Annotated in this window: 16 protein-coding genes; all 16 read right to left on the bottom strand. The window is 41.0% G+C overall.

All coding sequences use genetic code 11. The features are described 5' to 3' along the window. Positions 1-5: 5 nt before the first annotated feature. The 16 genes from D1151_RS04045 to D1151_RS04120 all read right to left on the bottom strand — a co-directional run bounded on the left by D1151_RS04045 (position 6) and on the right by D1151_RS04120 (position 11,860). On the bottom strand, positions 6-377 hold the full coding sequence (locus tag D1151_RS04045) for a hypothetical protein (RefSeq protein WP_161908044.1): 372 nt from the start codon (positions 375-377) through the stop codon (positions 6-8). Continuing rightward, on the bottom strand, positions 377-1,111 hold the full coding sequence (locus D1151_RS04050; protein ID WP_161908045.1) for an ABC transporter permease: 735 nt from the start codon (positions 1,109-1,111) through the stop codon (positions 377-379). The genes D1151_RS04045 and D1151_RS04050 overlap by 1 nt, the downstream gene beginning before the upstream one ends. Next, on the bottom strand, positions 1,111-1,839 hold the full coding sequence (locus D1151_RS04055) for an ABC transporter ATP-binding protein (protein WP_161908046.1): 729 nt from the start codon (positions 1,837-1,839) through the stop codon (positions 1,111-1,113). Before D1151_RS04055 ends, D1151_RS04050 begins: the two co-directional genes overlap by 1 nt. Next, positions 1,836-2,075 (bottom strand): AbrB/MazE/SpoVT family DNA-binding domain-containing protein, encoded by a 240-nt coding sequence (locus D1151_RS04060; RefSeq protein WP_161908047.1) that lies wholly within the window; start codon positions 2,073-2,075, stop codon positions 1,836-1,838. The genes D1151_RS04055 and D1151_RS04060 overlap by 4 nt, the downstream gene beginning before the upstream one ends. A 175-nt stretch (positions 2,076-2,250) precedes the next feature. Continuing rightward, entirely contained in the window at positions 2,251-2,484 is a 234-nt protein-coding gene (locus D1151_RS04065; protein ID WP_161908048.1) for an AbrB/MazE/SpoVT family DNA-binding domain-containing protein, read from the bottom strand. A 97-nt stretch (positions 2,485-2,581) separates the two neighbouring features. Further along, on the bottom strand, positions 2,582-3,484 hold the full coding sequence (locus tag D1151_RS04070; RefSeq protein ID WP_330588284.1) for a conjugal transfer protein: 903 nt from the start codon (positions 3,482-3,484) through the stop codon (positions 2,582-2,584). Between the two features lie 18 nt (positions 3,485-3,502). Next, entirely contained in the window at positions 3,503-4,504 is a 1,002-nt protein-coding gene (locus D1151_RS04075) for a bifunctional lytic transglycosylase/C40 family peptidase (protein ID WP_161908050.1), read from the bottom strand. Continuing rightward, complete coding sequence (locus D1151_RS04080; protein WP_161908051.1) at positions 4,501-6,645, bottom strand: CD3337/EF1877 family mobilome membrane protein; 2,145 nt, start codon at positions 6,643-6,645, stop codon at positions 4,501-4,503. The genes D1151_RS04075 and D1151_RS04080 overlap by 4 nt, the downstream gene beginning before the upstream one ends. 5 nt (positions 6,646-6,650) lie before the next feature. Continuing rightward, positions 6,651-9,101, bottom strand: a complete 2,451-nt coding sequence (locus D1151_RS04085; protein WP_161908052.1) for an ATP-binding protein — start codon at positions 9,099-9,101, stop codon at positions 6,651-6,653. Next, entirely contained in the window at positions 9,088-9,477 is a 390-nt protein-coding gene (locus D1151_RS04090) for a conjugal transfer protein (RefSeq protein WP_161908053.1), read from the bottom strand. Before D1151_RS04090 ends, D1151_RS04085 begins: the two co-directional genes overlap by 14 nt. 126 nt (positions 9,478-9,603) lie before the next feature. Continuing rightward, positions 9,604-10,101, bottom strand: a complete 498-nt coding sequence (locus tag D1151_RS04095) for an antirestriction protein ArdA (RefSeq protein ID WP_330588285.1) — start codon at positions 10,099-10,101, stop codon at positions 9,604-9,606. A gap of 14 nt (positions 10,102-10,115) precedes the next feature. Next, positions 10,116-10,619, bottom strand: coding sequence for an antirestriction protein ArdA (locus D1151_RS04100; RefSeq protein ID WP_243151158.1), 504 nt, complete (start codon positions 10,617-10,619; stop codon positions 10,116-10,118). Beyond that, the gene (locus D1151_RS04105; RefSeq protein WP_161908055.1) at positions 10,592-10,837 is read right to left on the bottom strand and encodes a hypothetical protein; all 246 of its coding nucleotides are present in this window, start codon (positions 10,835-10,837) and stop codon (positions 10,592-10,594) included. Before D1151_RS04105 ends, D1151_RS04100 begins: the two co-directional genes overlap by 28 nt. A gap of 65 nt (positions 10,838-10,902) precedes the next feature. Then, entirely contained in the window at positions 10,903-11,445 is a 543-nt protein-coding gene (locus D1151_RS04110) for a DUF6037 family protein (RefSeq protein ID WP_161908056.1), read from the bottom strand. Between the two features lie 62 nt (positions 11,446-11,507). After that, entirely contained in the window at positions 11,508-11,729 is a 222-nt protein-coding gene (locus tag D1151_RS04115) for a hypothetical protein (RefSeq protein WP_005363222.1), read from the bottom strand. After that, a complete protein-coding gene (locus D1151_RS04120) occupies positions 11,729-11,860 on the bottom strand; it encodes a DUF3789 domain-containing protein (RefSeq protein WP_161908057.1) in 132 nt (43 codons plus the stop codon). The genes D1151_RS04115 and D1151_RS04120 overlap by 1 nt, the downstream gene beginning before the upstream one ends. Positions 11,861-11,863 lie beyond the last annotated feature (3 nt).

The raw sequence follows: 11,863 nt of genomic DNA on the forward strand, positions 1-11,863 counted from the left end.
CCTTTTCAAAAATTCTTTATTAATTTGCCTAATAAATTGGTTACTTCACTATCTATTACACATTGTCCTTGAGAAACTAATTGTAATGTATTTGGAACAGAAATAATTTGCTCTTTTTTTATAAGTCCACTTCCTCCGATATTTAATGCTTTAAAGCATTTTATTAAATTCCATTTTTCCGCAAAGAATATAACATTATCTGTGCTGTATTTTTTGATATAATGCTTTATTTTATTAGAACTAATGTCAATATCTAATAGCAATATTATGTTGTCGGACAAAATCTCTTCATGTTGTGAATCTTCCCATAAAATAATGTCTTTTTTATTTGTTATTAAGACCACTTGTCCATATTCTGTATCAATATATTTGTACATTATCCTTTCATCTTTCGTTTAAATACAATTACTGCTGGAATTACAAGCACTATGGCATAGCCTAATATCCAAACTAAATGCAGTAATATATCTGAATAGCTACCACTAATAGCACAGCGCACTGCATCAACTGCATGAGAAAAGGGTAAAAGATTGCACACTTTTTGAAATGTTCCACCTATACTATCTAATGGAAGAACAGCACCACTTAAAAAGACAGCAGCGTTAACCAAAATTGTTCCAAATCCATTGACTGAATTATTTGATGTGAACATACTTCCCATAAACAACCCAAAGGCTATAAATAAAACTGCAACGGGCAATAAAGTGATGATAGCCACCAAAACATTTTTATTTAATTCTAAGCCGAATATCATTGCTACTGCGAAACAGCAAATAGCCTGTAAAACTGCCAATGGGATAACAGGAATAGAATATCCCAAAATATAATCAATGCTTTTTAATGGTGACGCAAATAATCTTGATAAAAATGAACTATCTCTATCGGTAGACATTAGAGTACCTACAAACATTCCTAAAAATGCCAATCCAAAGATAGTCATACTAGGAGCAAAATTTTGAACCTCAAAAATATCTGCCATTCCACCAATACTTTTTTTCATAAGCGATAATGCAACAATGAGAAGTACAGGAAATCCTATTCCCATCAAAATACTTGTAGGGTCTCTGGTTATTTCTTTAAAGTTGCGTCCTGCAAAAATTGAAAATTTCATTAGTTTTTTCCTCCCTCTGTATACATAAGAAATGCTTCCTCCAAATTTCTACTTCCAGAAGCCTTTACAATTTCTTCAGCAGTTCCTAAAGCTTGAATGACACCTTTATCCATGATACAAATACGGTCTGCTAATGTTTCTGCTTCGTCTAAGTAATGTGTTGTAAGAATCAAAGTCACTTTACCTTTTAATTTCTCGATAGTTTTAAACAAATCATGCCTAGCTCTGACATCAAGTCCTAATCCAGGTTCATCAAGAAAAAGGATTTTAGGATTACTAATTAAAGCCATTGAAATGCTTAATTTTCGTTGCCAACCACCAGATAAGGATTTTGCTCTGTCATTCTGGCGTTCCTTTAAATCAAAGGTTGCCATCATTCTTTCAGCTTTTTGCTCTGCTTGCTGCTTTGAACTCCCATATAATCTTGCAATCATTACAAGGTTTTCTTTCACCGTTAATTTAGGAGCTACTGCGGTTTCCTGTGGAGAAAGATTAATTATTTCTTTTACATTTTCTGATGATTTTGTAATGCTATTGCCGAGCATTAGTGCGTCGCCGCTTGTTGGAACAACTAAACAGCTAAGCATTCTGATAGTAGTTGTTTTTCCAGCACCATTTGAACCCAACATTGCAAAGAATTCGCCTTGTTTAATGTCAAGGTTTAAGGACTTTACAGCAGTTCGATTGCCATATTTTTTTGTCAAATCCCTAATTTGTATTGCATTCATTTTGTTTCCTCCTTAATTTGAAATGCCATTTTGAAGGCTTCATCACAACCCTCCATTTTTTGAATTGCTATCCCCCTGTCTTTATCTGCCAAAAGCAATAGCAACTCACCAATACGAATGTGAAATAAGTCACGAACATCTTTAGGTACAATAATCTGCCCTTTTGAGCCAACTTTAAGTGTTCCCAAATAGCGTCCGTTGTGATAGAAACTTTCGTTTACTGAATCATTATTCAATACTCTTCACCTCCGATTCTCAGTATAACAAGTAATACTTGTTATACTGAAATGATACACCCAACAACTTACAAAGTCAAGAGAAAAGTATAACTTTTCTTACTTGTTGTATTTTGTAGGAAAAATAACCATTAAAAAAGCAGCCCTGCAATCAGAGCTGCTTTAACAAATAGGTTTATTCAGTTGGTTTTTCTTTTGCCTTGAAAACTTGTTCAAAAAAACTCTCATAAACTTCATATTTTTGAACTGCAATACCTTGTTGTGCGTCTGCTAAAAGTACCAATGTATCACCTGTATTAATACCGAGCATTTCTCTAGCTTCTTTTGGTATTACTATTTGTCCTTTAGGACCAACTTTCACAGAACCCACAAATTTATCGTTTTTAGATTTTTCTTTACTGGCTGCCATAATATATATCACGTCCTTTCATTTTTTCTCAAAAGTATAACTTGTATGATAAATTATACCATTGATTCCAAATTGAATCAAGAATCAATTCGTGCAGCTATTCTACAATCTTCCAGTTACTATCTTTTTGCAGCGTCAAATCAAACTGTGAAATCTGTGTTGCTTTCGTTCTCTGGTCGAGATACTTCACCGATACCGACACTTTGACCTGTTCCCCATCTTTAATGAAGATAGGATTTACCAACTCTGAAAACAGATAATCACAGTTTACAGGTTCAAGCACATTTCCAGATACATAATAGGCAAGCTCTTTTTCCGTAGCAGTAGGGTACAGCTTAAAGAATGTTTCCAAAAACTCTGTTACTTCCTCCGTAGTGGCAGCGTCCACCGCTCCGTCAGATTCCTTTGTTTTTGGTTCATAGCTGGATTTTGTTGGTATACTGCTGATGGTTGGATTCTGTGTGATAACCATGTTTCCGTCACCATCTACATGAACCACTACCATGTAAGCGGAAGTGTAGCCGATTGATGTTTCGCCCTCCGTTACCGTCTGATCTACCGAGTAGACAACGGTAAAGTCGTCTGTTCCAGCCTGTTCTATATCCCATATTTTTACGTCTGTAACCGCCACACTTGTGGGTATATCCTGCCTTATGGTATCGACATTCAAATCCTGCAAGCTCTTAGTCAGATAGTTGCTGATTGCTGCGGTTCTTTTATCAATGGATTCTTGCGTATTGCTCCAAGAATAGTAGTCTAAAGCAAAGGCTTTGACAAAGTTCTCTATCCTGTTAGTGTCAACAATTCTTTGTTCAATGACTTCTTTTTCATGTACCGTGTGCATATCAATGGCGGTGAAATTCTTATACACCCCAAAACTGACGCTTGCAATCAGCACCAGCCATAAGGCAATCACGGTTTTCTTGTGTGTGCCGACTTTCATCACAGGCACTCGTTTTTCTTTTTTCGGTTTTGATTCCTTGTCCTTTTTCTTAAATATCATAGTACCATTTCCTTTCTATTTTGATTTTACCCGACCAGCACCAATCAAGTGTTTCTGCCAGTACGGGCTTGTTAAATCTGCATATCCGATAGGGTCGCCAGCGTGATACATTCTGTTGTTTCCTGCATAGATTCCCACATGGGTGACATACGTTCCAGAGTTATAAGTGGAGTGAAAGAATACCAAGTCACCAGCTTTCGCCTGTGACAGCGGTATGTGCTGCGTAGCGTCATACTGTGCCTGTGCGGTACGAGGTAGGCTGATACCAGCTTTCCCATAGCACCAAGACGTAAGACCAGAACAGTCAAAGCTGGTGTTTGGATTGCTGCCGCCAAAGACATATTTCCAGCCTTGATACTTCAATGCTTCTTTGAAAATTGCCCGTGCGGTAGCGTCACTGAAACTGGGAACAGCTAAATACTGGTTCACCAGACGGACATAGAACATATTTCCATACTTATAACGCCAGCCGCCATTTTCCTTAATGGAAATTTCATTCTTATAGGTGACTTTAACACCGCCCGATTTATCCTTAGCAAAGCTGACAGCTAATTCAAAGCTGTACTTTTTCCCATGCCTCGCCACATAGTCAATGAAGCCGCCACCATAGTTATAGGCTTGTACCACTGTGTCAATGTCACAGCCTTTCGCTTCTGCGGATTTTAAAAGCTCCGAGAAGTATTTGCACCCCTGTTTGATGGATTCCTCTGTTGAGAGGGAATTAGGCGGCAACCCCAGTGATTCTGACGACTGCATAACGTCAGTAGCTGTACCGCCAGATTCCACCTGCATGATGGCAAGCAGATAGTTCACGTAGTCCGAAATTCCGTATTCTTTCGCATATTTTTCTACCGTCGGTTGATGTTTCAGCACTTCCTCTGACAGATTCAGTCCAGAAAAATCAAAGTGGGAAGTGCTGCTTTCTTCATCATCTGCGGTCACGATAAACATGAACAAAAGCAGACTGATAATCACCGTGAAAATCCCACCGAACACAGCGAAGTGTCTTAGCTTCATTTCTTACCACCTTTCCTGCTGGTCGTTTTCTTCACGGTTGATGGATTTGTGGTCTTTTTCTGTACGGTATTTGTCTGCTTCTGATGTTGCACGGTCTGACGGACGGATTGTTTCGTAGCTGCTGTTGAAGCCTGTTTCACGGCTGGAGAGGATTCTCTAAAAACCTGCGTCCTCACATTATCCTGTTGCTTCGTAACAGGCTCTTTCTTTACAGAAGATTGCTCCCTTGTAACAGTGGCAGGACACTCCTTGACCGTTTGCCCCTGCTTAGAAGCTGCCGCCTGTGGAGCTGCTTTTGCAGATACAGGCGTTGTCACTGGTCGCTCATGCACAGGGGCAGTTCCTTTTGTCACTGATCCTGTGCTTTGTTTTGCCTTGTCCAGTTCCATACGTTTTTCCGCAACCGTCTGTCGGTGCTTATCCTGCTTCTCTACACGACCTTGTTTTCTGGTCGCTTTTTCTTCCACAATGCCACGCTTGAAGTCTGATACATTTTCCTGTATCTGGTTCACGCCGCTATGTACTGCATACTGTGCCTGTGTCGGCATATCCTTTACCTGTTGTCTGACGGATTTTGCCTTATCTTTCAAGCGGTCTTTACCGTCAAGCACCGCACCGACTTTCGCACCAGCACGTTTTCCAAAACTGGACGTATCAGAAGCAGTGTCATGGTTTGGTCGTGTATGACCGTTTCCTTTTGCTGTATCAGCCTTGCGGCTATTTGAAGCGACTACCGCACCAGCGACACCGCCAGCAGCACCAGCCGCAACCGTCCTGCCGATTTTACGTTCCAAGCGTCTTGCACTTCTGCCTAAGAACATATAAGGTCGCCGCATGATACGTCTGCCGACCTGCTGTGTATCGGAAGATTGCAGACTGAACATTGCCATCAAGTCACCGAGCTTGAAGTAAATTCCTGCAAAGGTGACTATCTGTAAAAATGCCACCATGAAGAACGGATAACCACTGGAAATGGAATAAAACATAGTGGATATGCTGAAAGCTGTCGTGATAATCAGCGTAATACCTGCCCTTAACATGATGGTGTTGAACAGCTTCGTGAGTGCCTTTTTTGCCATGCCCTCATAGGTCGGTATCATGGATAAAATGAAACTGACAGGCAAAAACATAGCGTAAATAATAAATAGCACCTGTGAGAAAATCATCATGCCGGTAAGCAGGAATACAAAGATAGAGATTCCGATATTGAAGATGAACAAAAATACCACCGTTCCCAAGCGGCTCATAGTCTTAGTAACGCTTAGATTTGCATTGTCCTTATCCTCGATTTCTTCAACTACTATATCCTCTCTGTCGTCCGTATCTGGGCTTGCTTCTAACAGGCTTTCCACACGGTCAGAGCCTAGCTTGTCAATATCGGATTCTCCATACTGCAAGAGTAGCCAAGGTTGTTTCACCTGTATGGAAAACAGGCTGTCCCTTATCAAGTCCACGCTGTCTTTTCCCTTGCTGCTGGAATCGGGCAGCACAATCTTTGTGCCAAGCGATAACGCCGAGCTGCTTATATCAGCGGAAAAATCGTTGATTTTGCTGATATAGTTTGGAGCGTAGGCGATAAATGACGCGGACAGGATAAAGACCACAAGGAAGTTGACGACCGCATGAACCGCCTTTGTCGTTTCCCTTTTGATAAGTCCTGTGTAGGCGACATAGATACCCATTACCAGAATGAGGATAAGCAGGAATCCCACATAAAATCCCTCACTGGAAAAGCCGCTTTGCGTCACACCAGCCAACGTCTGAATGTTCTTTCCGATAGAACTTGCGGTATCAGAGATAAAGTCCAGCTTGTAGGCTTCCTGTACCACATATCCCGTTGCATTGGAAATGTATAAGCTCACCGTCCAGACAAAGTTTGTGATAGCGTACAAGCCATACTGGATACTTTTCCCGATACCATCAAGCCAGTTCCAAGGCAGCCAGTCCCAACTTGAATCAACATAAAAATCAAGCTGGTAGTTTTCCAGCGGATATTTTGAATAGGCGTTAGCGTCACTCACCGTACTGTCAACCAGACCAGCCGCATGAGCTACCGTACCTGTGATGGATAAGAACACCAGCACACCGAGAATCACCAGCAGAGCGATACCGAAGAATCTTAGGATTTTTCGTTTACGCATAGGCTTCACCTCGATTCTTCCGTCTGTACGGGCGGTCTGGTATCAAAGGCATGGAACAAATCAGCGAATACAGGGTGTATCTGGATAACGCCCACTCGTCCGTATAAATCTTGAAACAGGCATTGTCCGTTTTCCAAATCCCTAAGTCGCTTCTGGTTGCTTTCGTCCTCCTTATCCACACCGAAAAATTCAAGGGTATTCTTGATTTCTTTTATATCCGTACTCCGAAAGGCAAACTTCAAGCCGATATTGTTCTTCATCTTTTCGTCGTCCACATCACCAGAGTTTTGTGTGACGAAGTAAACAGCGGCGTTCATGGAACGACCAGCACGAATCAGCTTGTTAGAGAGTGCTTTTCCCTGTGCCACCTGTAAGAACGTCCACGCTTCGTCCAAATCCACCATTTTGAAAATGCTGCGGTCTGAATGGATAAAGTCTAAAGCAAAGGTACTGATAACGATAAGCATAGCCACTGACAGTAATTCCATAGTGGTGTATTCTTCAAATTTTGTGTCTTTATCGGGTAGTACAAGGTCTGCTACCTGTATGATGTTAAGCTGACGATCTAAACTGATAGATTGTGTCACATCACCGTCCGAGAACAAGAGGTGTGCAAAGTCATAGTCCGTCATGCTTTCGATATGGTCTGCGATATTCTCTGCCACAGGAGAACCGTCTTTCCTTAATTCATCAATGACACGGAGTAGTCCTTGTTGCTTACTTTGCGTCACAGAACGGATTGCACGTCTAAGGACAGGGAATTTTTCACCATCACGGGAAGAAATTCCTGTAAGGAATGTAAGTATATCAATCGCAAGGCTTTCAGCGTCTTTTGTACGCTTCATAATCACATACGGGTCAAGTAGCCCTTTGTTCCTGTCCTCACTGGTAAGGTTTACTATCTTGATTTCATGTGCAATATCGGGTAGTGTTTCCTGCCAGTCGCCACGCTCTGATTTCGGGTCTACAATGACCGCTTTCCCTCCAAACAGCACTGCATAATAGATGATAAGATTGTTACAGAATGACTTGCCACCGCCGAGTGAACCAAGAAAGGCGGCAGCCAACGCATTAGTCACGGAACCTTTCACGCCCTGTGCTGCAAGGCTAGGCTTTAGGTACACATTTTTACCTGTGTCAAGGTTATAGCCGATATAGATTCCGTCCGTTTCCCCAAGCTGCTGTGTCGCTCCGAACCCAAGACCAGCGAGAAAGTCAGAAGTGACATACTGGATATAGTCATTGATGTAACGCTTGCTTGATGGGATAAATTCACCATGTAAGCCGAGCATATCCCCGAATGGGCGAACCAGCTTCACGTTCAAATCGTCGTAGAAGTCCTTGACTTCATCACAGCGGCGTTTGAGTTCGTCCAGACTGTCAGCCGCCACACGGATAACATAAGATAATTTATACATGGATTCCTTTGACTGGCCTAAGCTGGTTTCCAGCTCATTCACCGAATCCAGAGCTTCAATGACGTTACTTCCTGTTTCATTGTTGGATTCCCAAGCGTGATTATCCAAGTCTTTCAATTCTTTTTTCTTGTTGCGGACTGTGGTTAAGGCTTTCTTATTTGTCACAATCTCTACATTCATGGAAGTGGAAACAGGGAATGTGAATTGCTGCTGTTGGTAATAAAATATCTCACTTGACGGGAAGTCCAGCTCGCCCACGATATTGTTAATCGTGAAGTAGGCAACATACGTTGTCTGATCTTCACGCTCAATCTTTAGGTATCGCTGGTTTTCCTCTATCATGCAGCGTGTCGGACGGATAAGGTCATATCGCTTTACCAGCGTTTCACGCTTTAATTTCTTTACTGGTAGCTCATAGATATAATCACTGTACGCAACACCTGTGTTCCCGTAGATATGCTCCAAGAGATAACCGAAGTCGTTCTTATCCAGCCTGCGGAACTGGAAACGTCTTGAGATTTTGCTTTCCAGCAGCTTTTCCATCTTCATGAATCGGTTGATTTCATCATTGCTTATGGAAACGAAGTCACCCATGAGCTTGTGATTGACCTCATAGATAAAATCGGTAAAGGTCATAGCCGCTGATTTTTTCATTCCCTTTAGGCTGATTTCTTCCTCATTCACCAGCAACTTGAAGCCAAGAAAAAAGCGGTAGTCAATCTGATTTTCCCCAATCATCTCAACCAACGCTTCTGTCTGTTCGTCTACCTTTTTACAGGCGATTTCACGAAGTCTGCCTGTGATTCCTTTCTTTGAACGCTCCTGTACTGCACGTAAGCTGTCCTCTGTGGCAATCTGTAAGGCATGGATTTTTCCGTCACGGTTCTGGGCGATAAGCTGACGGAAGTTGTCATGCACCATGTACTTTTCCTCTGGCGACAGGAACGAATAATTGTAAGGTGTCAGCTCATAGTAGGCGAAGCACTCACCGTCATGGTTGAACACCAGATTGTTTTCAATATATTTAATCGGGAACATACATCACACTCCTAACTGCTGTAACAGCGGTATTGAATTTTTCGTTTTTCAGCTTGATGGCTTTTCCTGCATAGGTCACTTTGGGTCGCAGGAAGAACGAGATACAGGACTTTAAGAATCCAAAAGGCTTTTTCCCGTCAAAGGTCTTTTGTGATACGAACCATGTAAAAGCGATAGGGATTCCAAAATATTTGAGGAACGCACCGTCAATCATGCTAAAGGGCGGCAGTTCCCCAAAGAGAATCACGATAAACAGCGATACCACAAACCACGCCATCTGACTGAACGTGAGAGGGAACGGGAGTTGGAAGTCATTGATGGCATAAATGACTTTTTCCACGCTCCAAATGCTTGTATAGCTTTTGATTTTCTTCATTTTTCACAGCTCCTTTCTTTGAAGATTTCTCTTTAAATGGAAACAGCAGCCTGTTTTCACAAGCTGCTGCATAAAAAATACCAGTTCATTGGTAACTGGCTGATAAAAAATATTCAGTTATAATTGTTAATACGGACATTCAAACACGCCATGATTGGTGACGACAAAACGTCCCTCTAAATCAAGGTCACGACCATAGGCTTCATAATCTATGTAGTTTCTTATCCTGTCTGGTATCTCACCAAGGCTTTGACATTCATCTATGAAGTAATAGGCAACGTCTGTCATATCGTCACAATCGGGATAATGGATAATATCGTCTGCGTGTTCGCACAATTCCTCCAAGCTGCTGTAATAGCAGAGCAGCTCTGAAAGCTCGTCTTGTATGTCCTCTGGTAAGTCCTCCACCATTTCACAAAAGCGGTTGACTTCCTCAATGGGTGTGTATTCGTCAATCTCAAAGGGCAGCTCATAATCATGGATTGCGTATTCCTCGTATTCGTCGTTCAAGCCGATACGTTCCGCCATTTCGTCATAATCGACAGGCGGTGTGAACCACGCACCCACAAGCTCACCCTCGTTGTATTTCCCAAGATTGGCGATATAGATTCGCATTTCTTCGATACAACATCACCCCTTTACTGATAACGGAATACACCGCTTGTTGTGAAAAGGTATCTGTCGTCCATTTCCAACTCTTTTCCGTAGGAATGATAGTCGATATGCTTCTGTAATTCATGGGGAATCTCACCGAAAATATTTTCCTCACAGACAAGGTATTCTGCCAGTGCTGCACCGTCACCCACATCATAGTAACGTATCTCGTCCTTATGGTCGATAAAGTCCTCGAAGCTGTCAAACCATTTCTGCTGAATGGCTTTCATTTCGTTACCAATAGGCGTACCGTCTATTTCCAGTACGAAGCGGCAAAGGGCATTGATTTCCCATATCGGTGTGTCAGTGTTGATATGGAATGGCAGCTCATAGTCTGCAATCTCGACCTGTTCCTCATTCTCTACACCTAACTTTTCTCTGACTTCATCAAAATTTATCGGGCAGTTGAACCAGTCGCCAGAGTAACCGTCGTCCTCGTCATGGTAAGGCTTTGTATTGTTTAACAGGTAGATTCGCATTTCCTGCATGGTCTGTCACTTCCTTTCATCATATCCAGTATTCCCATTATAACAGCATAATCTACACCGAATACATAATGGGAAAATTTTTCTAACTGTTCTTTTGGATAGGCAAGCGGTGACTGTCGTTTGATTTCTTCCCATACCTCACGTTTTCTATAGGGCAGGTCTGAAACATCTTTACAGCCGACCAGCTCTGTCATATCCTCAAAAATATCTGTTTTCATATTGTCCTCCAATCTTAAAATTTTGCATAAAAAAAGCAGCAAACCATTAAGATTTACTGCTTTTTCTACTTCTCTTTATCAGTATAAAATACACTAATATTTTTATCTTTGATTTTTTCATAGATTTCTGGATATAACAATCTTGTTTTTTCTCTATTTTCTTTAGTAGCGTGTTTCCCTAATTCAGGGTATTTATCCCAATTACGCAATTCACGAATATAGATTTTTTCACTTTCTTCACAATGATATACACGACTAATTGTTGATTTGGATATTTTTTTGTTTTGTATGACATGAGGTATCTTTTTATTGAACTCTTCAAAAAACTGATTCGTAGAAAATTTAGTTTTCCCGTTTTTTAATTCCAACATATCTTTTAATACTTGTAATTTTTCTCCTAAATATGTGTTTATCTGATAACCTGCCATAACATCTAAAATAAGATATTGTGTACTTCTCTTTTTTACAAGAATTAATTTAAATGGAATACAATCTACATCAAACATGACACTAAATTGTATTCCATTATGAGAATAATCAAATACATCATAAGTCCTGCTATGTTTTAAAATATCTATATGTAAATCACGCAAATTTAATTTCATCATAGAAAACACCTCCAATTCTTTAGATTATTATATCAAGTGATTTGTGGTGTTTCAATAATTACTTATGCACCGATAATCTTATTGAATAACTGCAACAGTACGTCTTTCACGCCAGCGGCATTGAATACCAAGCCAACAGCGATTAAGGCAATCACCAAGAATCCGATAAGTTTGGAAAACTCACGCTTGAATCCGAGATACACCCCGATAACAGCGATTGCCATAAGCACAAGGGATTGTGCGTTAGATAAAAACCAGTTGTATAAGTTCTGTCCGAAATTCATTATCTCTTTCTCCTTTCCATCACTTCAATTTCTCTGTCTGCGGCTTTTGCAGACTGCATAAGACACATAGTAACTACTCCGAATCCTGCCCCAAGTGAGAACAGGAAGAAGTCAAATAAGATATGCTTCATGTT

The organism is Emergencia sp. 1XD21-10, assembly GCF_009936045.1.
Lineage (GTDB): Bacteria > Bacillota > Clostridia > Peptostreptococcales > Anaerovoracaceae > Senimuribacter > Senimuribacter intestinalis.